Source organism: Iodobacter sp. BJB302 (assembly GCF_002735645.1).
Lineage (GTDB): Bacteria > Pseudomonadota > Gammaproteobacteria > Burkholderiales > Chitinibacteraceae > Iodobacter.
Genome location: NZ_PDZG01000010.1, coordinates 1 through 25,267 on the forward strand (window position 1 = coordinate 1; position 25,267 = coordinate 25,267).

Annotated in this window: 27 protein-coding genes; 12 read left to right on the plus strand and 15 right to left on the minus strand. The window is 49.8% G+C overall.

The features are described 5' to 3' along the window. Window positions 1-134: 134 nt before the first annotated feature. Both CSQ88_RS04850 and CSQ88_RS04855 read left to right on the plus strand, forming a co-directional pair. Entirely contained in the window at window positions 135-335 is a 201-nt protein-coding gene (locus CSQ88_RS04850) for a DUF4810 domain-containing protein (protein ID WP_099396976.1), read from the plus strand. A 19-nt stretch (window positions 336-354) separates the two neighbouring features. Then, the gene (locus CSQ88_RS04855) at window positions 355-1,008 is read left to right on the plus strand and encodes a DUF799 domain-containing protein (RefSeq protein WP_374700456.1); all 654 of its coding nucleotides are present in this window, start codon (window positions 355-357) and stop codon (window positions 1,006-1,008) included. 118 nt (window positions 1,009-1,126) lie between these two features. On the opposite strand, the gene CSQ88_RS04860 is transcribed toward CSQ88_RS04855, so the two are convergent. The 7 genes from CSQ88_RS04860 to CSQ88_RS04890 form a co-directional block, all read right to left on the minus strand. After that, window positions 1,127-1,468: a zinc ribbon domain-containing protein YjdM gene (locus CSQ88_RS04860; RefSeq protein WP_099396978.1), complete on the minus strand. Its 342-nt coding sequence runs from the start codon at window positions 1,466-1,468 to the stop codon at window positions 1,127-1,129. 180 nt (window positions 1,469-1,648) lie between these two features. Further along, window positions 1,649-3,241, minus strand: a complete 1,593-nt coding sequence (locus CSQ88_RS04865) for a jacalin-like lectin (RefSeq protein ID WP_099396979.1) — start codon at window positions 3,239-3,241, stop codon at window positions 1,649-1,651. A 383-nt stretch (window positions 3,242-3,624) separates the two neighbouring features. Next, complete coding sequence (locus tag CSQ88_RS04870; RefSeq protein ID WP_099396980.1) at window positions 3,625-4,398, minus strand: MetQ/NlpA family ABC transporter substrate-binding protein; 774 nt, start codon at window positions 4,396-4,398, stop codon at window positions 3,625-3,627. Between the two features lie 86 nt (window positions 4,399-4,484). Beyond that, window positions 4,485-5,159, minus strand: a complete 675-nt coding sequence (locus tag CSQ88_RS04875) for a methionine ABC transporter permease (protein WP_099396981.1) — start codon at window positions 5,157-5,159, stop codon at window positions 4,485-4,487. Then, the gene (locus tag CSQ88_RS04880) at window positions 5,159-6,166 is read right to left on the minus strand and encodes a methionine ABC transporter ATP-binding protein (protein WP_099397078.1); all 1,008 of its coding nucleotides are present in this window, start codon (window positions 6,164-6,166) and stop codon (window positions 5,159-5,161) included. The genes CSQ88_RS04875 and CSQ88_RS04880 overlap by 1 nt, the downstream gene beginning before the upstream one ends. Window positions 6,167-6,633: 467 nt before the next feature. Then, window positions 6,634-9,321 (minus strand): hybrid sensor histidine kinase/response regulator, encoded by a 2,688-nt coding sequence (locus CSQ88_RS04885; protein ID WP_143449413.1) that lies wholly within the window; start codon window positions 9,319-9,321, stop codon window positions 6,634-6,636. Between the two features lie 82 nt (window positions 9,322-9,403). Beyond that, entirely contained in the window at window positions 9,404-9,679 is a 276-nt protein-coding gene (locus tag CSQ88_RS04890; RefSeq protein WP_099396983.1) for a hypothetical protein, read from the minus strand. A gap of 114 nt (window positions 9,680-9,793) precedes the next feature. Here CSQ88_RS04890 and CSQ88_RS04895 point away from each other — a divergent pair, with 114 nt between their 5' ends. The 5 genes from CSQ88_RS04895 (at window position 9,794) to CSQ88_RS04915 (ending at window position 13,429) form a co-directional block, all read left to right on the plus strand. After that, a complete protein-coding gene (locus CSQ88_RS04895) occupies window positions 9,794-10,879 on the plus strand; it encodes an oxygenase MpaB family protein (RefSeq protein WP_180273529.1) in 1,086 nt (361 codons plus the stop codon). After that, complete coding sequence (locus CSQ88_RS04900) at window positions 10,876-11,619, plus strand: hypothetical protein (protein ID WP_099396985.1); 744 nt, start codon at window positions 10,876-10,878, stop codon at window positions 11,617-11,619. The genes CSQ88_RS04895 and CSQ88_RS04900 overlap by 4 nt, the downstream gene beginning before the upstream one ends. A gap of 35 nt (window positions 11,620-11,654) precedes the next feature. After that, a complete protein-coding gene (locus tag CSQ88_RS04905; RefSeq protein ID WP_257212462.1) occupies window positions 11,655-12,524 on the plus strand; it encodes an AraC family transcriptional regulator in 870 nt (289 codons plus the stop codon). 86 nt (window positions 12,525-12,610) lie between these two features. Then, window positions 12,611-13,036: a cupin domain-containing protein gene (locus CSQ88_RS04910; RefSeq protein WP_099396986.1), complete on the plus strand. Its 426-nt coding sequence runs from the start codon at window positions 12,611-12,613 to the stop codon at window positions 13,034-13,036. A 180-nt stretch (window positions 13,037-13,216) separates the two neighbouring features. After that, window positions 13,217-13,429: a hypothetical protein gene (locus CSQ88_RS04915; RefSeq protein ID WP_099396987.1), complete on the plus strand. Its 213-nt coding sequence runs from the start codon at window positions 13,217-13,219 to the stop codon at window positions 13,427-13,429. Between the two features lie 34 nt (window positions 13,430-13,463). Here CSQ88_RS04915 and CSQ88_RS04920 read toward each other — a convergent pair whose 3' ends face one another. The 4 genes from CSQ88_RS04920 to CSQ88_RS04935 form a co-directional block, all read right to left on the minus strand. Then, entirely contained in the window at window positions 13,464-13,718 is a 255-nt protein-coding gene (locus CSQ88_RS04920; protein WP_099396988.1) for a Txe/YoeB family addiction module toxin, read from the minus strand. Then, window positions 13,708-13,965 carry a type II toxin-antitoxin system Phd/YefM family antitoxin gene (locus CSQ88_RS04925; protein ID WP_099396989.1) on the minus strand — a complete coding sequence of 86 codons (258 nt, stop codon included), beginning with the start codon at window positions 13,963-13,965 and terminating at the stop codon, window positions 13,708-13,710. The genes CSQ88_RS04920 and CSQ88_RS04925 overlap by 11 nt, the downstream gene beginning before the upstream one ends. Before the next feature lie 289 nt (window positions 13,966-14,254). Continuing rightward, on the minus strand, window positions 14,255-16,156 hold the full coding sequence (locus CSQ88_RS04930) for a radical SAM protein (protein ID WP_099396990.1): 1,902 nt from the start codon (window positions 16,154-16,156) through the stop codon (window positions 14,255-14,257). 253 nt (window positions 16,157-16,409) lie between these two features. Then, window positions 16,410-16,643, minus strand: a complete 234-nt coding sequence (locus CSQ88_RS04935; RefSeq protein WP_099396991.1) for a TIGR02450 family Trp-rich protein — start codon at window positions 16,641-16,643, stop codon at window positions 16,410-16,412. Between the two features lie 208 nt (window positions 16,644-16,851). On the opposite strand from CSQ88_RS04935, the gene rarD reads away from it, so the two are divergent. Beyond that, on the plus strand, window positions 16,852-17,757 hold the full coding sequence (gene rarD / locus CSQ88_RS04940; protein ID WP_099396992.1) for an EamA family transporter RarD: 906 nt from the start codon (window positions 16,852-16,854) through the stop codon (window positions 17,755-17,757). Between the two features lie 49 nt (window positions 17,758-17,806). Here rarD and mutY read toward each other — a convergent pair whose 3' ends face one another. Together mutY and CSQ88_RS04950 are read right to left on the minus strand one after the other, a co-directional pair. Further along, complete coding sequence (mutY, locus tag CSQ88_RS04945) at window positions 17,807-18,838, minus strand: A/G-specific adenine glycosylase (protein ID WP_099396993.1); 1,032 nt, start codon at window positions 18,836-18,838, stop codon at window positions 17,807-17,809. Next, on the minus strand, window positions 18,835-21,168 hold the full coding sequence (locus tag CSQ88_RS04950; RefSeq protein ID WP_180273530.1) for an AsmA family protein: 2,334 nt from the start codon (window positions 21,166-21,168) through the stop codon (window positions 18,835-18,837). The genes mutY and CSQ88_RS04950 overlap by 4 nt, the downstream gene beginning before the upstream one ends. 75 nt (window positions 21,169-21,243) lie before the next feature. Between CSQ88_RS04950 and CSQ88_RS04955 the strand changes: the two genes are divergently transcribed. From CSQ88_RS04955 to CSQ88_RS04965, 3 genes are read left to right on the plus strand one after another with little or no spacing between them, the layout of a single operon-like run. Then, window positions 21,244-21,651 carry a thioesterase family protein gene (locus tag CSQ88_RS04955; RefSeq protein WP_115228228.1) on the plus strand — a complete coding sequence of 136 codons (408 nt, stop codon included), beginning with the start codon at window positions 21,244-21,246 and terminating at the stop codon, window positions 21,649-21,651. Continuing rightward, window positions 21,644-22,096 (plus strand): LEA type 2 family protein, encoded by a 453-nt coding sequence (locus CSQ88_RS04960; protein WP_099396996.1) that lies wholly within the window; start codon window positions 21,644-21,646, stop codon window positions 22,094-22,096. Before CSQ88_RS04955 ends, CSQ88_RS04960 begins: the two co-directional genes overlap by 8 nt. 15 nt (window positions 22,097-22,111) lie before the next feature. After that, the gene (locus CSQ88_RS04965) at window positions 22,112-22,705 is read left to right on the plus strand and encodes a hypothetical protein (RefSeq protein WP_099396997.1); all 594 of its coding nucleotides are present in this window, start codon (window positions 22,112-22,114) and stop codon (window positions 22,703-22,705) included. On the opposite strand, the gene CSQ88_RS04970 is transcribed toward CSQ88_RS04965, so the two are convergent. Together CSQ88_RS04970 and CSQ88_RS04975 are read right to left on the minus strand one after the other, a co-directional pair. Then, complete coding sequence (locus CSQ88_RS04970) at window positions 22,702-23,622, minus strand: carbohydrate kinase (RefSeq protein WP_099396998.1); 921 nt, start codon at window positions 23,620-23,622, stop codon at window positions 22,702-22,704. The two genes, CSQ88_RS04965 and CSQ88_RS04970, sit on opposite strands and share 4 nt — an antisense overlap. A gap of 260 nt (window positions 23,623-23,882) precedes the next feature. After that, on the minus strand, window positions 23,883-24,287 hold the full coding sequence (locus CSQ88_RS04975; RefSeq protein ID WP_218963002.1) for an ROK family protein: 405 nt from the start codon (window positions 24,285-24,287) through the stop codon (window positions 23,883-23,885). A gap of 425 nt (window positions 24,288-24,712) precedes the next feature. Here CSQ88_RS04975 and CSQ88_RS04980 point away from each other — a divergent pair, with 425 nt between their 5' ends. Beyond that, window positions 24,713-25,174, plus strand: coding sequence for a DUF4124 domain-containing protein (locus CSQ88_RS04980; RefSeq protein WP_099397000.1), 462 nt, complete (start codon window positions 24,713-24,715; stop codon window positions 25,172-25,174). Window positions 25,175-25,267: the final 93 nt, after the last annotated feature.

A 25,267-nucleotide genomic window follows, 5' to 3' on the forward strand; every position in this document is an offset into this window, starting at 1 on the left:
TTAAGTAGTCAGATATTCGAATCGAATCTTCCAAATGTGCAGCTCTGCTCGCCATACTTCATGATTAATGAAAAAAAGAAATTATCTATCAATTATCCATCATTTGACTATAAAGTGAACAGCATTGGGCTCAGATCGGCATTCTTGAAGCTGATTTACAAAAAATCCATGCTAAAGGCAACCGGCCACCTCCTGGATATCATGCACATCTGGGGCTGTTGTATTCAAGTATTGGTAAACTTGATCTGGTTGAGAAAGAGTTTAAGACAGAGAAAGAGTTGTTTCCTGAGTCTGCGACTTATATGGATTTCTTGCTGAAAAAAACCAAGCTGTAAGAGGGATGTGATGTTAAAGATTGTGAAATTAGCTGCTTGTCTATCTGCCTTGATGCTGGCTACAGGCTGCGCTACACCAAAGAAGTACGACTATACGGCACTGAAAGAAAGCAGGCCTCGCTCAATTTTGGTACTGCCTCCGTTAAATGAATCACCCGATGTGAATGCAACATATAGCATGTTGTCTCAGGTGTCTTATCCATTGGCAGAGGCTGGCTATTATGTATTGCCTGTCACTTTAGCGAATGAAACTTTTAAGCAAAATGGTTTGAGTAACGCTGCAGAAATTCATGGGGTGTCAGCCAATAAGTTAAAAGAGATTTTTGGTGCAGATGCTGCGCTCTATATCACGATTAACAAGTACGGCACGACCTATATGATTATTGACAGCGTGACTGAAGTGACCGCAAATGCCAAGTTAGTGGATTTGAAAACTGGCAAGGTGCTATGGACAGGGCTTGCATCTGCATCAAGTAGTGAATCGAGTAATTCAGGAGGGGGCTTAATTGCCGTCTTGGTTACTGCAGCGATTAAGCAGATTGCAAATAGTGTGATGGATGCTGGCTATCCGATTGCAGGAATTGCGAGCAATAGGCTGTTATCAGCTGGCCGACCTAGTGGTCTTTTATATGGCCCGCGCTCTGCTTATTATGAGAAAGATGCGATCAATTGATTTTTGATTGCAGCATAAAAAATGCCAGCCCCTATTTATAAGGGTTGGCATTTTTTCGATTTGCTCAAGCAAGGCCAGACTAAGGCACTGAATGAGCGGTGTATCGCCTTGCTGTGGCTTAAGCCTTTTTCAAAAAACAAGCCTTCAGCATAAAGTTGCCTGCATCCATGCGGCAATCTACTTCATGATCCCCGCCGGATACCAGGCGAATGCTCTTCACTTTAGAGCCTTGTTTCAGCACGGTGGATGTGCCTTTGACTTTTAAATCTTTGATCAGAACCACGGCATCGCCATCAGCCAGCACGGTGCCGTTGGCGTCTTTAACGATGGTGTCGTCACTGTCATCACTGGCAGCTTCTTGCATTGGCCATTCAAAACCACAGTCTGCACAGATGTAGTTTTCTGCATCCGGATAGGTGTTTTCTAATGTGCATTGTGGGCAAGCAGGGATATTCGCCATGATGTTTTTTCTACAAAGTTGATTCAGATTGGCCGGATTATAACAGCTGCCATCACTGAACGCCCTGCATGGGGCGGCAGGTCTGTACGTGTACTTTGTACTTTATTGCGGCTGCTCAATGGCGGGGGCTTGCTCATTCAGGCACAAAGGGGGTTTATAGCCCCCTTTGTGCGCAGTCAGTTAACGCGGGCGAAAACGAATACCCAGGCCATTGATATATTCGCTGCTATGGCCAAAAAAGCTGATGATTTCATTTTGTGCTGGTGCTGTAAAACTGAATGGTTTTAAATTGCTCACAGATTCTGCTTTACCAATAGCGGGCAATAAACGTTTATTGGTGCGGATTTTAAGCTCTGCAATACAAGTAACATTGCCAAATTTATATTGCCCGACTTGCCCCGATACCTCAGTAATATATTCGTCGCTGGCAAAGGTAATGGTGGTCAGCTGCCCGCCATTGCCACCATGTTGTGGCATGGTTTGCGTGTCGTATACAGCTTGTATGGCATCAATCACCCAGTCAGAGCGAATATAAAGTTGTGAGAGTCTGGCATTGGCTGCCGGATGATCGTCAAAATTTCTGCTCTGTTCCCCTGCCGGGCCTTCCTGCCAGCGGGCCAGCCATTCTTCACGAATTTGCGCTTTAAAGTCTGAATAGGCCCAATCCGAATCCGGATCAAATTGCTTAATCTGCCCGTCTTCAATGTAATCAAAGTATTCATAGTGCTGGGTATCATCTGCTTCGTAGCGATAAGATTGAATCGTTGCGCAGAATTGATCGCCCTTGGGTTTGGGATTAAATAATTGGTGAATCTGATAATAATCCGGGGTCAGAAAAGTGACTTCATCGGTCTGGGCAATCACTTTTCCCCATGGTGTTAAAAGCTGAGGGCTGAGCGCTGCAAACCAGGAGACCTGAATTTGCCCATACAGCACTTTAATCACGGCACAGGCATCACCATGGTCGTGAATGGGCGAGCCATTGCCGGCTGGCCATATTTCTAACACATAGGGCTGGCCGGGTGAATCGCCCAGATTGGTATCAATTGTGATGCGCAGATAGCCAAATTCGGCTGGTTTTTCTGCTAATTTTTTGTAGCAAATACAATCTGGCGTCAGGATGGAGTGCTGAATCGCTTCGGGGAAATCAGGAAAATCGGCCGGGCGCAGGCTCATGCTTTTGCCTGCAACATTGGCATAGAGCCGCTGGCAAGCCTCTGGCAGATCCGCTATCACACTGATTTTGTTGTCAGCCAGCAGCTCCAGCGTTACATCATCCATAGAAACAATATGCGGTGATGGGTCAAGATTGACAGGGATGGCCAGCAGCTGCAGCTTACTGACTTCAGTATTTTGAATATTAATCGTATTGATTTCAGCAGTATTGAGCTGCTTATCTGCTGCCTGTGCCCAGCTGTATTCAAAAAGCATCAGCGTGCGCAGCATTTCGCCCTTACCGTAGCGTATCCGTTTGTTATTGCTGTCGAGGCTAAGCCAATAGGGCTGCAGCTCGCCGCTTGGGTTGAGCCCAACCCCGGATTTTTTAGAAATTTCAACGCCGTTATAGAGAAGGCGAACGCCGCTGGCTTCAATCTCCAAGCGGACAGCGTTGCTATTGTCGCTTTTCAGTTCGATAGCAAAGGCATTGAATGAGCCGGGCTGAACCGACACCGTTCCTTGCCCTTTTACCGGAAACCTAGCTGTGTTACTGCCCTCAAACGAGCTATGGATCAGATGCTGCACTTGCTGGTGTGGCGTGGTAGCGAGCTTCATTTTGACCTCTTAAAAGTGGTTTGCATTGAGCCAGATTGGGGCCATTGCCCATCGCAGGCTGGCTTAAACACGGCCCAGTGGCTGTGCCAAGCGGGTTATCAACTTTTTGAAAGAATAAAATTTATAATTAGTAAGTTTTTATTATTTTTTATTTACAATACACTTACTTTTATAAATCTTAGAAATGATGATAGTTCTTAATTTTTGCTTTGCTAAAAAAAGATGAGGTAACAGAGTCTGGGCGTAGCAAGCCGCTTATTTGCTTGCAGCAAAGCATGGCCTGTAAGGGGGAGGGGATGTTCAGCAGGGGGCAGAGGGCAGAGAGGGCATAAAAAAACCCAGGCTTCACAGCCTGGGTTTATTAAGGGTGGTTTATTCAGGCATTAAAAGGCCGGAACAATCGCGCCTTTGTATTTTTCAGTGATAAACGTTTTAACAGCAGGGCTGTTTAAAGCGGCAATCAGTTTTTTCATGGCCGGGCTGGCTGCGTTATCCGGGCGGGCTACAAGGATGTTGGCGTAAGGCGATTGTGCGCCTTCAATGGCCAGCGCATCTTTGCTTGGGTTGAGGTTGGCAGCAAGGGCGTAGTTGGTGTTGATCAGGGCTAAATCAACTTGGGTCAGCACGCGTGGCAGGGTGGCGGCTTCCAGCTCGCGGAATTTTAGCTTCTTGCTGTTTTCTACGATATCGCGGCTGGTAGACAGGATGTTTTTGCTGTCTTTCAGCTTAATGATGCCTGCTTTTTCCAGCAGCAAGAGTGCGCGGCCGCCGTTGGTGGCGTCGTTAGGAATCGCTACGGTTGCGCCCTCGCTCAGGTCTTTCAGCGATTTAACTTTGCTGGAATAAGCACCAAATGGCTCAACATGTACCAGAGCCACGCTTTGCAGGCGGGTGCCTTTACCCTTATTGAATTCATCCAGATAAGGTTTGTGCTGGAAGAAATTAGCGTCTAAGCGTTTTTCTGCTAATTGCACATTAGGCTGTACATAATCAGTAAATACTTTGATTTTCAGGTCTACGCCTTCTTTAGCCAGCTGTGGTTTTACAAATTCCAGCAGCTCGGCATGAGGAACTGCCGTTGCGCCAATAGTGAGTGTATCTGCGGCTTGTGCATTAAAAGCTAAGGCCGCTGTGAGTAGCGCAATGATCTTTTTCATAAAAGTTTATTCCCTTGTAAGGTAAACACCAAAAAAGCAGTTCGTATTTTAAGGCTTAAGACATCGTCTGGCGTAAAAGTTCTGGTTTATTTACGGCTAAAGCGCGTAACCAAGCGATCGCCAATCATTTGTAAGATCTGCACCAGAATCAGCAGCAGGATCACCGTGACCACCATTACATCGGTCTGAAAGCGCTGATAACCAAATCGAATCGCCAGATCACCCAGGCCGCCACCACCGATCACACCCGACATGGCCGCATAGGAAACCAGGGTAATGGCGGTGACCGTAATGGCCGCCAAAATACCCGGCAGGGCTTCGGGCAGCAGGGCGCCAAATACAATTTGCCTTGTGCTTGCACCCATAGATTGGGTGGCTTCAATAATGCCCCGGTCTACTTCACGCAGGGCCGTTTCAACCAGGCGGGCAAAGAAAGGCGTTGCACCAACCACCAGCGGCGGGATTGCCCCTGCTACACCCAGTGAAGTACCTGCAATCAGTACCGTAAACGGAATCATGATAATCAGTAAGATCACAAACGGCACAGAGCGCAGTACGTTTACAAGAAAAGATAAAACCCCGTAAACCGCAGGCTGATCAAGCAGCTGGCGCTTGCCGGTTAAAAACAGCAGCACGCCCAGTGGCAGGCCAAGTACCAGCGTAAATACTAAGGAGCCAGCCAGCATCAGCAGCGTATCTTGCCCTGCCAGCCAGATTTCTGCCCAATCAATATTGGCGGTCAGTTGATTAAAGAATTCCATTAGCGTAATACCTCTACATCAATCCCTTCAGCGCTAAAGCGGGCGAGAGCCGCGTCTACATCCCGGCCGCTCAGGGCAAGGGTAAGCTGGCCGCAAGGCGTATCTTTAATACGCTCGATACGGCCGGCCAAGATACTAAAATCTACCGCGCAATCTCTGGCTACCGAGCCCAGAATCGGCTGGTATGTTGAATTGCCAATAAAGGTCAGGCGTACGATTTTGCCTTCAACGTGCTTGTAATCGTCGTACTGCTTGTTTTCATCGATATGCTCAGCTTCGAATACAAAGCGGCGGGTAGTGGGGTGTTTGGGATGCAAAAATACTTGCGTAACCGGCCCTTCTTCCACAATCTGGCCGCCATCAATCACGGCCACGCGATCACAAATCGTGCGGATCACATCCATTTCATGCGTGATCAAAACAATGGTCAGGCCCAGCTGCTTATTAATATCCAGCAGTAATTGCAAAACAGATTGTGTGGTTTGCGGATCAAGCGCGCTGGTGGCTTCGTCGCAAAGCAGCACTTTAGGGCGATTTGCCAGTGCACGGGCAATACCGACGCGCTGCTTTTGGCCGCCGGATAGTTGCGCCGGGTATTTATCGCGATGATCGGAGAGGCCTACGAGGGCCAGTAATTCATCTACGCGCTGCGCGATTTGAGCCTTGTTGAGCGTGCCGGCAATCTTTAAAGGAAAGGCAACGTTTTCGCCTATGGTTTTGGAACCCAGCAAATTAAAGTGCTGGAAAATCATGCCAACCTGCTGGCGCAGGCCACGCAGGGCCGAGGCGTTCAGCTCAGTTACATCATCGCCGTCGAGCAAAATGCGCCCGCCGCTAGGGCGCTCTAATAAATTGATCAGGCGAATCAGCGTGGATTTACCCGCGCCGGAGTGGCCGATAATGCCAAATACAGAACCTGCGGTAATCGATAAAGACACACCAGCAAGTGCCGGGATATCGCGGCCATCGACCCGATAAGCCTTGCTGACGTTTTCAAGTTTAATCACTGTAGTGCAAACCTTGTGGGCCAGCAGCATGCCATGCTTAAGGCTGATCCGCTGTGGAAAAAGCGGCTTTGTTTATCGCTCATTTTTGCAGGCACATCGGGGAGACATCACCACCAACTCTTTGCAAAAAATGAATGAATTCTGTCTCAAACCGGTTTTTCCCGCTGCGATCGCTTAAGGGAGGCAAGGCTGCCAGATTTAAAAAATAGCAGGGGATTCTAAAGCCCAAACAAATAATCCCAAAACCCTTAATCAGCTAAGTTAAGTCTTATAAAGCATAAAACGGCCAGACAGGGCGCTGTCGAGCCGTTTTATCTGAGTTTTTTACGTATTCCTGCGAAATTTAGTAATAAATACCACGAAGAATGCCCGTGCTCAGGCGTAAGGATTATACCTGTTTCCCTGCCCCTTGCCGCCATAGAATTCAGCCATGCAAGCTAGGGTGGTCTTTTTAACAGTCTGCCTGATCAGGCAGGCTGGTTTTTCTGCAGCTGGCTTAAGGCCGCTTCTATCTCTGCCTGAGCCTGCAATCGGATGGCGGGATCATCGGGCTGATTTTCTAATTGCCCCAGGCAATGGCTTAAGCGATTTGCTCCAATTTGCCCTGCAATACCCTTGGCACTATGGGCATGCCGCTGACGGTTTTCAAAGAGCGGCTCTTCTGTCAGCAGGGTAAAGAGCAGCGTAATTCTGTCTAGGCCTCTTTGTGCAACTTTGATACATTTTTCGGGAGGATATGCCAAAGCCTGCGCGACCTGCTCCAAATCCAGGATAGCCAGTTCCGGCTCTGGTATTGCCTGGGCTTTGCTCTGCGCTAAGGCGGCAAAAAGAGTGGTGCGGTGGAAAGGTTTTTCTATCCACTGGTCGATGCCCGCTGCAGCGAGATCTGCTTTATTGGGTGAATGCCCGGCGCTGACCAGCAAAATACGGCCTTTGAAATGAAGGGCTCGTAAACTTCTGGAAACCTGCATGCCGTTCATAAGCGGCATATGGTAATCCAGCAGCACGGTATCAATCGGGCCTGCTGTACGCCAGGCGCTTAGTGCGGAAAGACCGTCTTCACAGGCAATGACCTGAGCGCCTGCGGTATGGAGCAGCTCATTGAGTAATTCGCGGTTAATTTCCTGATCTTCTGCGATTAAGATGGTTTGCCCATCCAGCCTGATGGTTTCTGCGCTGTAAAGCGGTGCCAGAGAGCCAGCAGCCTTACTTTGTACCGGCACGCAAATGCTGAAATTAGCGCCTTTTCCCAGCTCGCTTACTAATGAAATACTGCCGCCCATTAATTGTGCAAAGTCTTTGCAGATGGATAAGCCTAAGCCCGCGCCTCCAGCGCGTTTTCCCAGCCAGGTTTGCTCGAAAGGTGCAAATACTTTCTGGCAATCTGCTTCGGCAATACCCGGGCCGGTATCAATGACTTCGGCCATTAAGCAGGATTGACCGTTTATTTGCTCAAGGCTGAGAGACAAGCGCACACTGCCTTGCTCTGTAAACTTAATGGCATTGCCAACTAAATTAACCAATATCTGGCGTAATTTACCTGTGTCTAATACAAAATCACCCTGTAATTCAGAATGAATTGTAAAGCTGATATTTTTTGATTTAGCCTGCTCTTCAAAAAGTGATTTTAACTGCCGGACTAAAACCTCAATTGAAATTGTGCTTTCATCCAGCTGGGCGAGGCCCACTTCTAATTTGCTGACATTAAGCACATTTCCAATCAGGCTTAATAAGTAATCGCAGCTGTCTGCAATATGCGACAAGCTTTGCTGCTGGGCTGTATTGAGCGTGCTGTCGTGTTTCAGCCTGTCTACATAGCCCAGAATAGAAGTCAGCGGCGTGCGGATTTCGTGGCTTACATGGGCAAGGAAATTGCCCTTGGCAAGATTGCCCGCTTCCGCGTCGCGCCGGGCCAGATCCAGCTCGTGCGTGCGCTGCATCACCAGCGCTTCCAGCTCTGACGCTTCTCTTTCTAATTGCAGGCGATAGGCGTGTTCAAGTCGTTCTTTCTGGCGGTTTATTTCTGCTACGCGCAGCGCCATTGCAGCGCTGAATAATAAAATTTCAATCACAATGCCAACAGAATTATAGCGGTAGCTTAATGGCGTATGGTCAATCAGGCCAAAACCACGTAAGCCCCAGGTCACCGTGATCGATACCGTATAAATAGTCCAGGCCAGTGCAAATAATCTGGCTCCGGAAACCCTATAGCGCACCGCATATAAGCTGGCCGCAATATGGAGTAAAAATCCTGCGCCGCCCATTTCTAAAGCCAGCAGCGCAAACTGGGTAAAACCAAATAACGCTGCTGCGCTGCTGATAGCGCCACAGGCAATAATGGCTTTTAATCCAATATCAAGCCTTGGTGTGATTTGTGAGGTTTTTAAATAGAGCCGTACAAACTGGGCGGCACAAATATAATAAAAGCCACTTAATAGATATAAAAGAGTAAGGCTGTATTGCCCTTGCCATAAATATAGGGGCATTAAACCTGTGGCACTTAAATGGGCCAGGGTAAGGGTAATTAAATTAAGGCCGTAAAATAAAAAGGTCTGATCTCTGGCGGCAGAAAACACAGCTAAGGCAGCAAAAGAAACTAAAAGCATGATGCCGAGCATGCCACCCCAAAGCAGCATTTCCCGGTTATTGGCCTGCAGAAATTCTTTTTCTCCCCATATCCGGACATCAGAAACAATCGGCCCGGCCATATCTTCTTCTTCGCTGTAAACCACCCGCATCAGCACTTCCAGCTGAGTATTGGCCTGAATTTTTTGCAAAAAAATGGGGCGCACTGTGGCTAAGGGGCGGCTGTGCTCGCTTTGCGCGGCATTAAAGTGCTGGCTTTGCCATGGCTCACCCTTTTGACGCGTGTAAAGGGTAACTCCGCCGATTTGCGCCTCGGTATATTCAAGATAATGACTGATGGGGTTGGGGCCGGGATTATCCAAGCGAAATGAAAACCAGACAGCATTACGGGAGTAGCCCAGCACATGCAGCAGGCCTTCGGGAGTGTGAAACTGGCCGGCATCGCGCTGCTTTTCCGCCCCGTGCACATCAAGGCGGCGGCTTGGGTCTTGCCACACTTTCAGCTCATGCTCGATCTGAACGCCTGCCATGTCTTCATAGACCGTGAATGCCTGTGCCGGGCTTAACAAAAACACAGCCAGACACAGCCCAAGCCAGTATTGGGTGATAGTCCTGAGAAGAGGATGGAGTGTCAGGATAAACAAGGTCTATTTACTTAGTAAAAGCATGCGATATATTTTCTTTGCCCTGATTGAAGCTTTCTTCAAAAACAATAAAAAATAACAGTGCAAGTAATACTTGCGTTAAAATGGTTAAAGTCGCGAATAATGAGAGCGGCATAATACGTGCTTTAGGTGAAAAAAGGCTATAGCGCTTTCTATTGATATGGATATTATTTATTGAAACCGCCTCTAAACCTGACGTACTGTTGTCGGCCACTGACTGTTTGTTTGCTTTTTTGGTAAACAAATCATCGTTTTTCACCATGATCTCTGCAGGAACGCGCGTAAAATTGTGATGCTACGAATTAATGCTCCTATCTGGTCTGATGCCACGCTCGACCAACTCAAAATAAGTGCAGATCCTCTCGCAGATCTTTGTATGCGCGATTTGATTCTGAACGGCAATATCAACAAGGCTAATCAGATTTTGGCTCAGCTGGATACATATATAGCATGGCCCAATGATACCCCACCCAAATTACTGGCTTATTTAGAAGCCACGGCCAAACTGCCCGATGATGTGGATGCTGCCCGATTAGAACGGGCACAACAGTTTTTTACTACCTACGGCATTCCCTTTGGTATCAGCCTGATGTGCCGCTCTCTGCCCGTGCTGTATGCCGGGCGGGTGGGCGGGGCGCAGGTTCTGGCGGCGACCGGCCAGCTTAGCGGGCACTTTGAGCGCCGTGCTTCAGAAACGCTGCGTTTTATTCTGAATGTGGTCGAGCCCGGTGGTCTTGAGCCTGGTGGTAAGGGCTTGATGACTGTTCGTAAGATTCGATTAATCCATGCGGCAGTTCGGCATTTTGCCCGCTCAAAACAGCGTGGTGCTACAGAAAACTGGCATGCAGACTGGGGTGTGCCGATTAATCAGGAAGAGCTGATCGGCACCATGCTGGCGTTCTCTCAACAAGCAATCGAAGGCTTGCGTCAGCTGGGGGTTAAAGTCAGTAAAGAGCAGGAAGAAGACCAGCTGTATTTATGGCGCGTGATAGGTGCCGCACTGGGTATTCATCCAGAAGCCATGCCCGTGAATATCAATGAGGCGCGTGAAGTTTGGCGAGCCTTACAGCGCCGTAACTTTGGCCCCTCTGATGCCGGTAAATTACTGACCAAAGCCCATGTGGCCTTTTTGCAATCCAACTTGCCCGATCTTGCTGCAGACCTTGTGCCTGAATTAATGGTCAAGCTTTTAGGCAGCCGTAATGCCAGCTATCTGGGGCTTAAAAAGCACAACAGCTGGAGCTGGATGCTGGATGTGCTGCGCTGGGTTTTCCGCTGGAAAAGCCGCCTGGCCAATAGCTCGCATACCGTAGAAAGCTTTATGCAAGAGTATGGTGAACACTTTATGGAAGTCTTGCAAAAGCACTGGGCCAGCCCCTATTGCGGCCAAGCTTTTCAAATCCCCGAACAAATGCGCCCATCCGCAGCGCAATGCCCTATGCCACAAAGGAGCGAAGCATGATGCTGCTTGGCACGGGCAGCAATCACGCAGAAGCTTGGTTCAATACAGTCAGCATAGATGGCAGCCTTTATACGCCATTGCAGCTGGCTTTTTTTGCGATTGGCTGCCTGCTTTGGGTGATTGCGTATGTGCTGATTTTATTGCAGGCCAAGCGCCATCAATGCGTCGAAATGGCCGTGATTGCCGCCGCAAGTAATTTAGCCTGGGAATTTGTATGGGGCGTATTGCTGCGTACCGATATGGGCGTATTTTTAGTCTGGACCTATCGGGCGTGGCTATTTTTTGATTTATTTATTTTCTGGCAGGTATTAAAACTTGGCACAGGCCAATTTACCACGCACCTATTTAAACGCAATTACTCGCCGATTGTGTGGGGCAGCGTGGTTTTCTTTATTTTACTTTATTGGACTATGGCGCTATCCGGTATTGAAACCCCTATCGGCGCACGCTCTGCCTATATCTGCCAGTTTATTATCAGCCTGCTTTGCTTTATTTTATTAGTACAACAACCCTCCACCATTGGCTACGCATGGGCGATAGCCTGGATGCGTACTTTGGGCACGGGTTTAGTTTCAATATTTATGTATCTGCATTATCCACACGATTACTTTATCTTAACCCTTGCTGTGGCTTCGACTTTATTGGATTTGGGGTATTGTGGGTATTTGTTGGGGTTGAGGAAAAATGAAATAAGTAAAAATGGGGGAGGAGCTAAGCGTAAAATCAGTATGTACACTTGAAATAGAATGTTGTTCAGCTTTACGCCAAGGGCATTGTGATTTATACCGAGCGGATCGATAAACTTGATTTGGATGTATATCAAGACATGAACCGACAAACACCAAATACATGTCTTGATTGGGTGAAGCATGCGGAACCCATAGATGGCGTTGAGCGTATCGAAGCATGGTTTCACGGCAATGCGTATTCCGTGCATCGCCATGATACTTATGCGATTGGCCGCACGCTCACTGGAGTCCAGAGTTTCAAATATCGACGTGATCAGCGAAACAGCCTGCCTGGAAACACAATCGTTTTACATCCTGACGAGGCCCACGATGGGCAAGCGGGTACTGACGAAGGATTCCAGTACCGAATGATTTATGTACAACCTGCGCTTTTTCAGGAGGTTCTTGGTGGGCGGACTCTTCCGTTTATTGAAGGTGGCGTAACAACCGATCTGCGTCTTGCGGCAGCAACTGCGACATTGCTACAGCCTGTCAGCGATTTGCTCGAACCCTTTGAACAAAGTGATGCTCTTGCCGAATTGGCACACGCGCTTGCCGCTGTTGCTGGTATGCCCGCACGACGCCCAAAGGGCGACTTCCTCGCTGCCCAGTGTGCACGCGACTATCTACACGCCAGTTTCGAGCGTGTTGTTACGCTCGAGCAACTCGAAAAGGCAACGGGCCGCGATCGCTGGAGTTTGTCGAACGACTTTCGTACGTTCTACGGTACAAGCCCATACCGTTATCTGACAATGCGACGCCTTGATTCAGTGCGGCGCATGCTGATCTCAGGTACCTCGCTCGCTTCCGCTGCAGCGGCCGCAGGTTTTGCTGATCAGAGCCATATGACGCGACACTTTTCGAAGACATTTGGGCTAACGCCGGGGCGCTGGCTTCGGGTCGTTAGCGGTGTCTAGCATTGCTAAAAGCAGCCACAATCATTCAATACTTCCATAAGAAGCATGGGTATCGTTGACTCATTTAACTTTAAATAGAGAAAACAATGTCCCAATCCTTAAACCATGCCTCCGCACCAACTGATCGCGGTCAGTGTCGGACTATTGACCTAAGCAACAAGATCGCGCAGATCACTGCTTACTGGCAACCGCGCGTAGTGGCGGAAATGAACGACTATCAATTTAAGGTTGTGAAGGTCGAAGGCGAGTTTCTGTGGCACCAGCATGCTGATACTGACGAAGCGTTTTTCGTGCTCGAAGGCGAGTTGCGCATCGATTTTCGCGGGGGGCATTCGGGAGACGGTTCTATTGTGCTGCGCGCTGGTCAGATAGCCGTGGTACCGAAGGGCGTCGAGCACAAGCCTTATGCTCTCGCAGAGGTGAAGCTGATGCTGATAGAACCACGAGGGGTTGTGAATACTGGCGATTGTGCAAAGGGGGGACGTAGTGTCGAGAATGATCAGTGGGTTTAAGGTAGGCATGTAGGACGGGTTGTTTTTTTCAACCCGTGCTGATTGCTTCTTGCGATGTCGGAGTCAACTTGGTGGGTTACGCCTTCGGCTAGCCCGTCCTAGTACTGTAGGTTGGGCTAAAGCCTTATCAGCCCAACACTTCAGCCGTTTAATATATTTTTTGAATACATATGATCACACATGGTGAATATCATCGCAAACTTTAAAGCAGCAAGTCTAAAACTAGCCGACCATTTACCGATTGCAGGTTTATTTTTTGGTGGAGGTGCTCTGTATGTGGCTATGCAATTAGATCCTGCTCACGGTGCTTTATTTGGTGGGGCTCTGGCGTTTATTATCTGGCTGCCTTATTGTGGTGTTGCTTTTTTGATCCGTAGCCATTTTAAAGATTAAAAGATGGATAAAACGAGGGCTAGGCCCAATTTAATTAGTAATGGTAACGACATTGGGCAATCACCAAAGCTTCATCGTGTATGCAATAAACCAGCCGGTGCTCGTCGGTGATGCGGCGTGACCAAAAGCCGCTGTATTGGTGTTTTAGTGGTTCTGGTTTGCCTATACCCGCAAAGGGTTGGCGTTGGGTTTCTTTGATTAATAAATTAATTCGTTTTAGCACCGCTTTATCTGTGCTTTGCCAGTACAGATAATCATCCCATGCGGCTTCATCCCATCTAATCTGCATCGATCAGATTCCGCTCTTGGCTGATTCCTGCTCGAATCCGTGTAATAGATTCATTGAGGCGCTGAGCATTGGCGGGGCTGCGTGCTAGATAGGCGGTTTCTTCCATCGCTTCGTAGTCTTCCAGTGCCATGATCACCACAGGTTTGCCACGCTGCGTGGTCACGACAACGGGGCTGCGGTCATCGTTGACTTGGCGCATGACGTCGGCAAGGTGTTGGCGGGTGTAGCTGTAGGTGAGGGCGTGCATGATGTTTCCTTGCTTGGTATCTATGTACAAAAGATAGTACATCATGGCGTAGAAGTAAAATCAGTGCAAGGTGAACTTGTTGTTTTTGAAGGGAATATGTGCCGATGTGGTGTGCAATATGCATCGCATTAAGCCATGCAGGGCGGGCTGGATTTAGCAACCTGCCCTGCATTAGCCGATAACATAGAAAGCAAAAGCTAAAAGACGGAGTGGGTTTTTTCTGTGAAACGCTGTGCCCTCTTTTGACTCCGTGGCTCAAGGTTTAGCTTGGCTTGCTTCTTACTTAGCCCTAGCCTTTCCCCGCCAACGCCCTTGCAATCTTGTTTCTTGGCACCGTGGTACGTGGCACTTTTCCGCTAAACCATACCCGCACATCGTCATCCAGCCCAATGCCGTGCATATAGTTGTACAGCGCTTTGTTCAGCGCCACGCCCAGCGCGTCGTGGTCTACGCCCGTCGGATCGATAAATCCCACATCGTTCTTAGCGAAGGTGACTTCCGGCAGCGGCAGCAGCTCGATGCCGTATTCTTCAGGGTGCTGGCCGACTGGCGAATGCACAGTGCAGGCAAAGCGGTGGAAAAAGCCGGATTGAATACAGCCCTCGGCAAACAGCTGACGCACGTATTCCAGCGCATCCACGGTGTCTTGCACGGTTTGGGTCGGGAATCCATACATCAGGTAAGCGTGGACCAGAATGCCGGCGTCGGTAAACGAGCGGGTGACACGGGCGACTTGATCGATGGACACACCTTTTTTCATTAAGGTGAGCAATCGATCCGAGGCGACTTCCAGCCCGCCAGAAATCGCAATACAGCCGCTATCGGACAGCGATTGGCATAGCTCGGCGCTGAAGGATTTTTCAAAGCGGATATTGCCCCACCATGAAATCGCCAGATTGCGTTTTTGTAATTCTGCCGCCAGCGTTTTCAGCGCTTTAGGCGGGGCGGCTTCATCAACAAAGTGAAAGCCGGTCTGGCCGGTCTCTTGAATGATTTCTTCGATGCGATCAACGAGGGTGGCCGCCGATGCGCCGTCGTAGCGGGAGATATAGTCGAGGCTCACATCACAAAAGCTGCATTTTTTCCAGTAGCAACCATGGGCCACCGTCAGCTTATTCCAACGCCCGTCTGACCACAGCCTGTGCATGGGGTTGAGCATATCCAGCAGCGACAGGTAGCGATCAATCGGCAAGCCATCCCAGGTGGGCGTGCCAACTTCGGCAAAGGCGATATCCGGCTCTACAAAGTTAATATATTTGACTGCCCCATCGTTTCTGACAAAGGTGCGTACCAGTCGCTGCTGGCTGCGTTTGCCTGCCAGATGGTCGAGCAGTGCTAATAGCGGGCGCTCGCCGTCATCCAGCGTTACATAGTCAAAATAATCAAATACGCGCGGGTCAGACATCTCGCGCAGCTCGGTATTTACAAAGCCGCCGCCCAGCGCTAGTACGATGTCTGGAAATTGTGCCTTAATCGCTTGGGCAATTCTAAATGCGGCATAGACTGCACCGGGGAAGGGCACAGATACCAGAACAATGGTGGGCTGGTGTTTTTTAACCGATGCCAGGGTGAGCTCCAGCAGCGTGGCATCAACTAGATTCAGCGGCTCGCCTAGGGCTTTAGCCAGTGGATCAAAGCTGGGCTGGCTGGATGCCAGCGATTCGGCATAGCGCACAAATTCAAAGCGCGGGTCGACCGCATCGCGCAATACATCGGAAATATCGTTTAAATACAGCGTGGCCAGATGCCGCGCCCTGTCTTGCATGCCCAGTGCGCCAAACGCCCATGCCAGCGGATCGCCACCTTCGTCGTCCACATACACATCCAAGGATTCAAAGCGCGAGCCTTCAGGCAGAAACTGGCGCGAGCAAATGCGGTGGCCCACGGTGGAATCCCTGCCTTGCAAAAAGGCAATCGCCGGGCCGATGGTAGCGAGGTAAAGATCAAACTGATCAACAAAGGCCTGCACCTGAAAGCTGCGTTGGCGAACGGGCATGGCATCGATACAGGCTTTGACGGCCAGCAGGCCTGTCTTAGAAAACAGCTTGAGTACCAGCGCCAGCGCTAAGTCTTCCTGCACCGCATCGATATTTCTTGAGCGTAAAAAACCCGTGATATAGGCGGTGGAAGGGTAGGGTGTGTTGAGCTGAGTCATCGGCGGGATAACAGACAGCACGCGGGGCGTTAGCATAACAAGATCCAGATAGGGGTAAGACGGCGGCCAGAGCAGACAGCCCGCCACAACCCGCCATTGTAACCCGCCGGCGGCTGGCTATCGATGGGGATTAGTCAGGGATAAAAGATCTGCAGACAGCGGGTTAAAAAATAGAGAAAAACCGAATTATGGCAGGCTGATCGTGATATTCAGTCTGAATTTCTAATAAGGTTTTGGGGGCTGCTGATGTGCACTGATGTTTGAGCCGGCAAAGCCATTGATTTTTAAATTACAACCAGCCCGCCCGCCATTGTGTTTCATCGGCCAGCGCGCTCCAAAGCAGGGTGAAATGCCGTTTGCTCAGCACTGCTTCCAGCGTGACCTGTGTTACTTTTTGCTCATCTGCGGGGTCAAATTCAACTTTAACGACGAGAAAATGCTTTTCGCGCTGCTGTGGGGCAACGGCTGTCCATTTGCTATTCAGTAATTTTTTTGGGTGCCAGCTTCGTACGGGATAACTCATTTGTGCTCTCTGTTGGTATTCGCTCGTCTTGCGCAGATTATGCCCCACAATCAACCGCCGGACTGATTAAGCCTTAGCATTGCTTACTGTTTCTGCTGAACTTCGCTTTACTGCTACAGTTTGTTGCGTAATTACGCTTGAGTGTGGCATATGCTATCCATTAAAGTAGCTCTTTGCTGCAGTTCCGGCTCCTTCCTCTGGTTTTTCTATGTCTGCTCCCAATACTTCGCGCGGGGTTTTGTTTACCGTGCTGGCCTTTATTATTTGGGGCCTGTTTCCGCTTTACTGGAAGTCTTTGCATGGTATTGATGCCTTGCAGATTATCTCGCACCGTATTGTCTGGTCTGGTGTTTTTGTGGCGGTGATTTTGCTGCTGCAAAAAAACTGGGGCTGGCTGCTGCCCGCGATTAAAAATCCCCGTGTGCTGGGTGTGTTTGCACTGTCTTCATTGCTGCTGTCGCTCAATTGGCTGTTGTATATCTGGGCGGTGAATGAGAACCGCGTGGTGGATGCCAGCCTGGGCTATTTTATTAATCCGCTGATTAATGTTTTGCTGGGCAGGTTGTTTCTGGGTGAGCGCTTAAGTGGCTCGCAAAGCTTCGCCGTAGGCCTTGCTGCCATAGGCGTGCTGTGGATTACCATTGCAGCGGGCACTTTGCCGTGGATTGCGCTGTGTTTGGGCCTGAGCTTTGGCGTGTATGGCTTGCTGCGTAAAAGAGCCAGCCTGCCATCTTTGGAAGGCCTGGCTTTAGAGACGTTCCTGATGGCGCCTTTTGCGCTGTCGGCACTGCTCTGGTTTCAGTTTCACGGGCAGGGCGCGCTGGGCAATATCAGCTGGAGTACTGATGCTTTACTGATGGGGGCGGGGGTTGTGACGGCTTTACCGCTGCTGATGTTTGCCTCTGGTGCCAGAACGCTGAAGCTGGCTACTGTGGGCGTTATCCAGTATATCGGCCCAACGCTGCAATTATTGCTGGGGGTATGGCTGTATCAGGAGCCTTTTGGCTCTGACCGGCTGATTGGTTTTTCTTTGATTTGGGCGGCGCTGGGGATTTATTCGGCATCAGGTTTGATCAGCTATTGGAAATCCAGCCGCCTGGCTGAGCAGTCTTGATGATTTGGTGCTATTTGCAGGGCGGGTAAAATCCGCCCTGCACTATTGTCTATCTTCCCTTTATCAACAGTTTTCTGACTGGCGTTGGTAATCCTAACTCCAGTGCTTCGGCCTTGCTGAACCAGCCCAGATGGTCTTCGTGGGTAAGGGCTGTCTGGCTGATCACACTGCCGGGCAGCGGAGTGATGGTCAGGCGAAAATGGGTGAAGACATGGACGAAATCTTCCCCTGCGCTGTCAAACTCTACATTTAGCCCAAAGCGCTGCTGGCAGGCGCTGCTTGCTTCCAAGGTGGAGGTGGTTTCCGGCAAACTCCACAGGCCACCCCAAATGCCGCTGGGCGGGCGGCGCTCCAGCAGGATTTTGCCGCTACGCTCTACCATCATCAGCACGGTTTGCCGCTCTGGCGATACTTTTTTGGGCTTGGGCGTGGGCAGCTCGGCCTGGCGGCCTTGCTGGCGAGCAATGCAATCGGCCTGCACCGGGCAAGCCATACAGGCTGGTTTTTTGGGCGTGCAAATGGTGGCACCCAAATCCATCAGGCTTTGGGTGTAGCGCTCAATACCACTATCAGGCAGCAGATTTGTCGCTAGCTGCCACAGCTCTCTTTCAACTACCTTGGTGCCCGGATAGCCGCTGATGCCTGCCCAGCGGGCCAGTACGCGCTTTACATTGCCATCCAAAATGGCGGCTTGCGCACCAAAGCTGAATGCGGCAATCGCCGCTGCCGTAGATGGCCCCACGCCGGGGAGTTCGGCCAAGAGGGCGGGTGTACGCGGAAACTGGCCTTCAAAGCGCTCCATCACCATTTGCGCGGCTTTATGCAGATTGCGGGCGCGGCTGTAGTAGCCAAGGCCGCTCCAGCGAGCCAGCACATCATCTGAGCTGGCCGCTGCCAGGCTGGCAACATCGGGAAAGCGTTCTAAAAACTGCTGGTAATAGGGGATGACGGTGGAAACCTGCGTTTGCTGCAGCATAATTTCGCTCAGCCATACGCGGTATGGGTCAGACACCTGCCAAGGCAGGTTGTGGCGGCCGTGCACGGCCTGCCAGGCGATTAAACGCTGGGAAAAATCGCTCATTTATGGGGTTTTTCTGCTTTTTTAGGGGTGGATTTTTTAGCTGCGGCTTTTTTATCCGCTGCGGCTTTCAGTTCGGCGGCTTTTTTTGCCCCGGCTGTTTTTTGTGCTAGTGCTTTGCGTTTGGCAGCGGCCTCTGCTGCCTGGGCTTCAGATTCAGCTTTTTGCTTGAGCAGAATTTGTTCTTTCAGGCTGGCGTAATCAATATGGTATTCAGGTGCATTTAAGGCACCAGACACCGTAATGGGCAGGCTCAGGCCAGACAGTCCTTTTAGTTCGGGTACTTTGGGGTTGGCGCTGGCGTTCATATTGTAGTTAATGGCATTGCTGTTTAAATCCAGCGTGCCACCGCCAGTAAGCTTAAGTATGCCCGCCGTAACCGCCAGATCGTTATTGCTGGCAATGCCATGCTTAAGCGTTAATGTAGAGCGCAATTCGCTGAAGGATGTTTTGGCATCCAGATTCAGAGAGGGGCTGGCTTCGCCGTTCATTAAGCTGATCTGGTGGCTGGCTGTACGCAGCAGTGCTTCAAGGTTAATCCCGCGCAGCGTGCCCTGATTAAGTAACAGCCGCACATTTCCGCCTGCAGTCCGGCGTAAATCGCTGAGCTGATTACCTACGGCTGCTACGTCTAAATCCATATGGCCGCGGCCTTCAAAGCGGCTGGTGTCAATCACATCGGCAAGCAGCGTATTGATATTCATATTCGCGAGTTTTTGCTGCACACGGAATGAGGCGTTCTTTTTGCTGGCATCCACTTCCAGGCTGCCGGTCAGCTGGCCTTCGTAGAGCGTTGCGGCTAAAGGATCTAAATTGAGCTTGCGGTTTTTGGCAGCAAATTCCAGCGATATATCGTTGATATGCAGTTTTTGCATCGCCAGCTCACCAATTTTAAGCTTGCCGCTGGCATCCAGATTATTGAGCCACCAAAAATCAAAAGGCTTATCCGGATTTACTGTTTTTGCACCCGCCGCAACAACGGGCAAATAGGGCGATAAATCGAGCTTATTCAGATCAATATCTACTGCGTAATGGGGGCGGACAAAATCAGTTACTTCGATCTGCGCTTTAACGGGCGATTTATCCAGCTGGCCCTGGCTGTTCAGGCTTAATGATTCAGCTTGTAAATTAAGCGTGCCTGCCCCGGTTAAATCAAGGCCAATCGCACCGCGCGGTAAATTACGGTTGGTATAGCTGCCACTCAGGCGGTAGGCAGGCAGCCTTGCGATACTGCCATTGAGTAATTCCAGCGGGCTGGCAAATGAAAGCGCTAAGTTTTGTTCCGGGCTGTGCAGTTTTACTTCAAAGCTGGCCGTTTCGGTACGCAGCAAGCCCTGCTTCAGCCCTGCCAGGGTAGGGATGGTTGCTTTCGCACTTAGCTGGCCGCTTGGGCTTTGCATATCCACATTTAATTTCAGGCGGTTCAGGTTTACGGCTTCTTTGGAAAGCAAAATCTCTGGCACATCCAGCTCGCCTTTCCAGTGCTGCCCGGCGCGCTGGCCGGATATATTCAGCTTCAGCTCACCGCCCTTAAAGCGCAGCGGCTGCCAGCCATAGACCAGATTACCTACGGTGCTTACTTTTACATCTTGTAAGCGCAGCTCGGGCGAGCTGCCGCCTTTTTGCTCCAGCTCCAGCAATAAATCAGCTACAAGTAAGCGATTGTCGGCCTCGTGATAGCGCATGGCAGCGCTTGCACTGAGCGCACCCTGCCATTGCACCGGCCTGTCGCCATCGCCAATCAGCAGCATGCCGTCCAGATCCAGATGCCCGGCTTTGGAATCGGATAAGTTTTTCATGGTGAGATTAAGCCGCGACAGGCGCAGGCTTTCACCTAAAAATTCGTCAGAAAGTTTGAATGATGCCTCGGTAAAATGAACCGTATCAAGCGAAAAACTCAGCTCTTTAGTCTGGGATTTAGGCGTTAGCAAGTCTTCAAAATTATAAGTGCCATCTTCGCGGCGGATCACATTGAGCGCTGGCTTTTCAAAATCAAGCGCTTTGATTTTTCCTTTACCGATCAGCAGGGGCCAGAGGCTGAGCTCGACCCGCACCCGATCGGCATGAGAAAAAATAGTTGTTTCGCCAGGCTCGGTCAGCGTGACATTATCTAAAAGCAATGCGGGTTGCGGGAGCAAGACAAAACGGGCATCTCCACGTATGGTGAGCTGCCGTTTGGTGTCTTTTTCCAGAATACTGCTCAGTTCACTTTTGATCAGATCAAAAGAAATAAAATATGGCAGCGTGCCAAGCAGCGCCACAAGCATGACGAGCAAAAGCAGGCAAATTCGGAAGGGGCGAGAATGTCGCCAATCTATAGTAGGACGATGCATGCGGGGATTATCCCGAAGACATGGATTAATTTCAAAGTTAAGATTGCTAAAAATTTTCACACACGGGAGAAAAACATGGCTCAAGCCACTGAAATCAAGGTTCGCGGCTATCATTTAGATTTATACGGTCATGTGAATAACGCACGATATTTAGAGTTTTTAGAAGAAGCGCGCTGGGCTTTAGTGGATGAAAGTGGCGGTTTGGAGTGGTTTACTCAGGAAAAGCTGGCTTTAGTGATTAGCAGAATTGATATTCGCTATAAGCGCCCGGCCACCATGGGCGATGTGCTCAGAATTGAAACCCGTATGGTGCATTTAAGCGACAAAGAAGGAATTATTCATCAGCGCATTGTGCGGGCAGATAATGAAAAATTAGTGGCCGAAGCCGATGTGACTATTGCCGTTATTCATGCCAATACTCCCGGAGCAATGCCATTGGATGGCGAATTAGGCCGCCGTTTACAAGAGATGATGAATGTATAAATGCCTGAAAAAATATCTATTGCTGCTGGTTTTTTTGCTGGCCGGCTGCGCTGGCCTGTATGGCAATTTTGAAAAACCCAGTGTAAGCCTTGCCGGCTTAAGCGTGGCGGAAGTGGGCCTGCTGGAGCAGCGTTTTGTGCTGAGCTTGCGTCTTACAAATCCAAATGATGTATCGCTGGATATTAAAGGGGTGCAGCTTAGCCTGGATGTAAACGGCCAGCACTTTGCCGAAGGTGTTTCCAGTGAGGCTGTGACTTTGCCTAAGCTGGGATCGGTTCTGGTTAAGCTTAATGTCACCACTTCTTTAAGCACATTTATTCAGCAATTTAATGGCTTGCAAGCAAGTGGCAAGCCAATCGCCTATCGTATTAAGGGTAAACTGTTTCTGCCATTACGCCCCGATGGTGTAAGCTTTGAACGTCAGGGAGAAGTAAACTTACCTTAATCTGGAAATATAACGATGAGTGATCACGCTGCAGCATCTGCCGGCTCCCATGGTGGGGATGATATTCACGGCTCACCCAGCCCTTCGTTTATGCAAAAAAACCGCTTGAAGCTGATTATTGCAGGCGGTTTTTTTGGTTTTCTGTTTGTGTTGATTGTGGGTATTGCTATTGGGATGACGAAACGGAGTTTTGAAAGAACCCAATATATTGAGCAAATTGCACGCTTAAAAGTGTCTTTTGAAGAAACCATTGAGACGCGCAAAGAGCTTGAAGAAAAAATATCCGAGCTGAAAAAAGAAGTAAAAGAGAAAAAAATTGAAGTAGAAGAGCTTGAAGTCAAAGTTGAAGATTTAGAGCGGCGTGGCGGAGCAAAAGCAGGTAGCGAGCATGCAGCGCCAGCCGCCCATGGCGAGGCCCCTAAGGAAGGCGCGGATATTAAGCCCGCTGGCGGAGGCTATGTAAAATTTGGCGGCGGTGATTGCGTCTTGCCTGCGGGCGGCGGGAAAGGCAATGCGGCATGGAAAGAATGTATTAAGCAAAATAGTAATGCAAAGCCTGAAGCCCCTAAGGTAGAGGCTGCACCTGCCAAAGAGCCCGCCGGGCATTAAGCCTGAGCGTAGAGTGCAAGCACTGTTTCTAAGCCGGGAGGCGTTGCGCCATGATGCATGCAGGCAGCAGCACCACTGGCAATGGCAAAGCGCAGATGCTCATGCGTGCCGTGTTGGGGCCAGGTGATTATGCTGTAAATCAGGCCGCCTATCGATGCATCTCCAGCTCCCACGCTGTCTGCCACGCTGATTTGTATGGCGGGTGCGATGGCACTGCCGTGAGGTGTGTGCAGCGATGCGCCTTCTGCGCCACGGGTATACAGAAAGCAGGCTTCCGGATTCCAGCTGAGCAGCGTTTTAAATGCAAGCCCGATATCCCTGGTGCGGAATAAGCCCGCCAGATCTTCGTCAGATACCTTAATCACATCCGCCAGCTTGCTCATGGTTTTGAAGGTATCGTCGTAGCGCTCGTCCATGATATTTCTGAAATTGGGGTCGTAGCTGATCTTCACTCCCTGCGCTTTCAGGCTTTTTGCCAGCGCCACTAATTTATCCGCCAGAGGCTGGCGGGCCAGGCTGATCCCGCCAAAATGCACCCAATGCGCCGCACTTTGCCAGCCGGAAGGCAGGTCTTGCGGGTCAAAATATAAGTCGGCGGAATCATCACCTACAAAAAAGTATTGTGGCGGATGGGCGGATGGCACCATGGCCAGCAGCGGTGACTTATCCCGCTGCTGTAAAAAACGTAAATCCAGCCCCGCAGCGTGCGATGCCTGAAACAAATCATTGCCAAAGCAATCTTGGCTAATTGCCCCTGCAAACGCGCTTTGCAGACCAAAGCTGGCCAATACCCTTGCCACATTCCAGGACGAGCCGCCCACTTTACTGACCCAGTTTTCGCAATCAGTGCGGATCATATCGGTGAGCGCCTCACCGGCGGCTAAAAAAACTGGGAGACTGTGTTGGCTGGAGGGCATGTGCAGGCCTTTTAATCATTTGAAGTGGTTAAGTGGAGCAATGGCTGGTTTGATTATATTTAAAACCTGAAGCAAGCCGCTTAATTCAGATCAGGTATTTTTTGTGTCCTCTGTGGTTCAGAATTTATGTTTCTGAATCCTTTAAGGCCGGGGCACAAAAAAAACACCTGCACACCCTTATAAAACCTCCTTTTTTTACGATATAGAGCTTGGTTTTTATCCGTGAAACTCCGGGTCCTTCGTGGTTCAGTAATCCTGAGTCAGCCATCCAATTTCAAAAACAAATCATGATCAAGGGCGAAGTTGGCGCAGATCGGCAGCAGTGCGCCTCCCAGTGCGCGGGCGTCAGATCCTATTGCACCGGCATTGCCGTGTTTGCCGATATGTAAATTGCTGTCAGGCACAAGACCGCCGCCGATAAAGGTATCGACAAATACATAAATAAAATTACGCACATTGCGGCCACGCCCGGCAACCAGCTCCGCCACGCAGGCGGCGGTGCTGTCTTTGATTGATTGCACCGACAAGCCGGTGAGGGCGGCGATTTCTTCATTGAGCTGAAAACGCTCCCAGCGGGCAACGACTTCAGCATCCAGCCCCAGCAATTGCTGCCAGCCGCCGATATGCAGGGGGCGGCAATACCGATGCCATGTATGCGATCCCACAGATGAGGGCTGAATTTGGTTTTGATTTTGGCCAAGCAATCGGCCAGATGCGTCAGGATTTAAATTTATAGGGTTTCTTATGAGAAATCCTTTATTAAACAGAAGTTTAATATTTTTTATTTGCAGGTGAAGTTCAGAAAAAAAGTCCGCTGCCTAAACGGGTCAACAGGAGGGGCGTAAAAACGAGCGGGCATTGTGCTTGCTTTTTATATGCCCGGCTGACAAGCGGTATATCTGATCATCCAGCTGATAAAACGTGTGGCATTTATGTTTTAAGGGCAGGAAGAGATAAAAGCGGCAGTGTTGGTTGTTCATGGCAAAAGATAAATCATCATTTGCTGATTGATTCGATCAAAAAGCGAAGAGGCTGGCGGCTATAATGCATTGCTTATAGATAAGCAGATCAGATGGTTTAAGGTTCAGGTATGAAAATTTTATTATTGGCTTCTTTACTCGCTATGCCCGCTTTGGCCGCCAAGGTCTATCAGTGGCGGGATGCGGATGGCAGGGTGTTTTATTCGGATCAGCCCGCGCCTGGCCAAAATGCAAGGGAAAGAAATATCCATGTGCCAAGTAATACAGTAAGCCCGGCGCAAGATCAGCCCGCTATGGTGCTGTATGTTTCGCCCGAATGTGGCCAGCCCTGTAGTGATGCGGTAGAAATGCTCGATAGCCGCAAAATTAATTACGAGTTAAAAAATCCAAGCCGCTCAGAGCCACAAATGATCGAGTTTATTAATTTGGTTGGCAGTCTTTCGGTGCGAACTCCGGTGCTGGTGATGGGCAAAAAAGTGCTGAGCCCATGGGATAAGCTGATCTGGAGCGCAACGCTTAATAAGGCAGGCTACACAGTACAAGAAAAGAAAAACACTCCGTCAGCAAAATAATTTTGGCCGCTCTTCTTTCTGCATGTCACATTGCCTGCTTGATTAGATTTAAGTTTCTAAGTGTTTGTTGTAGCCAGACCCTATTTGGGGGTG

What these genes read in the sequence shown, in the direction of transcription:
- mutY (WP_099396993.1), bottom strand. Translation starts at nt 18,838, where the DNA reads ATGAGCGATTTTTCCCAGCGTTTAATCGCCTGGCAGGCCGTGCACGGC.
- CSQ88_RS04950 (WP_180273530.1), bottom strand. Translation starts at nt 21,168, where the DNA reads ATGCATCGTCCTACTATAGATTGGCGACATTCTCGCCCCTTCCGAATT.
- CSQ88_RS04860 (WP_099396978.1), bottom strand. Translation starts at nt 1,468, where the DNA reads ATGGCGAATATCCCTGCTTGCCCACAATGCACATTAGAAAACACCTAT.
- CSQ88_RS04910 (WP_099396986.1), top strand. Translation starts at nt 12,611, where the DNA reads ATGTCCCAATCCTTAAACCATGCCTCCGCACCAACTGATCGCGGTCAG.
- CSQ88_RS04870 (WP_099396980.1), bottom strand. Translation starts at nt 4,398, where the DNA reads ATGAAAAAGATCATTGCGCTACTCACAGCGGCCTTAGCTTTTAATGCA.
- CSQ88_RS04935 (WP_099396991.1), bottom strand. Translation starts at nt 16,643, where the DNA reads ATGAGTTATCCCGTACGAAGCTGGCACCCAAAAAAATTACTGAATAGC.
- CSQ88_RS04925 (WP_099396989.1), bottom strand. Translation starts at nt 13,965, where the DNA reads ATGCACGCCCTCACCTACAGCTACACCCGCCAACACCTTGCCGACGTC.
- CSQ88_RS04915 (WP_099396987.1), top strand. Translation starts at nt 13,217, where the DNA reads ATGGTGAATATCATCGCAAACTTTAAAGCAGCAAGTCTAAAACTAGCC.
- CSQ88_RS04955 (WP_115228228.1), top strand. Translation starts at nt 21,244, where the DNA reads ATGGCTCAAGCCACTGAAATCAAGGTTCGCGGCTATCATTTAGATTTA.
- CSQ88_RS04980 (WP_099397000.1), top strand. Translation starts at nt 24,713, where the DNA reads ATGAAAATTTTATTATTGGCTTCTTTACTCGCTATGCCCGCTTTGGCC.
- CSQ88_RS04900 (WP_099396985.1), top strand. Translation starts at nt 10,876, where the DNA reads ATGATGCTGCTTGGCACGGGCAGCAATCACGCAGAAGCTTGGTTCAAT.
- CSQ88_RS04960 (WP_099396996.1), top strand. Translation starts at nt 21,644, where the DNA reads ATGTATAAATGCCTGAAAAAATATCTATTGCTGCTGGTTTTTTTGCTG.
- rarD (WP_099396992.1), top strand. Translation starts at nt 16,852, where the DNA reads ATGTCTGCTCCCAATACTTCGCGCGGGGTTTTGTTTACCGTGCTGGCC.
- CSQ88_RS04920 (WP_099396988.1), bottom strand. Translation starts at nt 13,718, where the DNA reads ATGCAGATTAGATGGGATGAAGCCGCATGGGATGATTATCTGTACTGG.
- CSQ88_RS04875 (WP_099396981.1), bottom strand. Translation starts at nt 5,159, where the DNA reads ATGGAATTCTTTAATCAACTGACCGCCAATATTGATTGGGCAGAAATC.
- CSQ88_RS04930 (WP_099396990.1), bottom strand. Translation starts at nt 16,156, where the DNA reads ATGCTAACGCCCCGCGTGCTGTCTGTTATCCCGCCGATGACTCAGCTC.
- CSQ88_RS04890 (WP_099396983.1), bottom strand. Translation starts at nt 9,679, where the DNA reads ATGGTGAAAAACGATGATTTGTTTACCAAAAAAGCAAACAAACAGTCA.
- CSQ88_RS04970 (WP_099396998.1), bottom strand. Translation starts at nt 23,622, where the DNA reads ATGCCCTCCAGCCAACACAGTCTCCCAGTTTTTTTAGCCGCCGGTGAG.
- CSQ88_RS04965 (WP_099396997.1), top strand. Translation starts at nt 22,112, where the DNA reads ATGAGTGATCACGCTGCAGCATCTGCCGGCTCCCATGGTGGGGATGAT.
- CSQ88_RS04895 (WP_180273529.1), top strand. Translation starts at nt 9,794, where the DNA reads ATGCGCGATTTGATTCTGAACGGCAATATCAACAAGGCTAATCAGATT.
- CSQ88_RS04865 (WP_099396979.1), bottom strand. Translation starts at nt 3,241, where the DNA reads ATGAAGCTCGCTACCACGCCACACCAGCAAGTGCAGCATCTGATCCAT.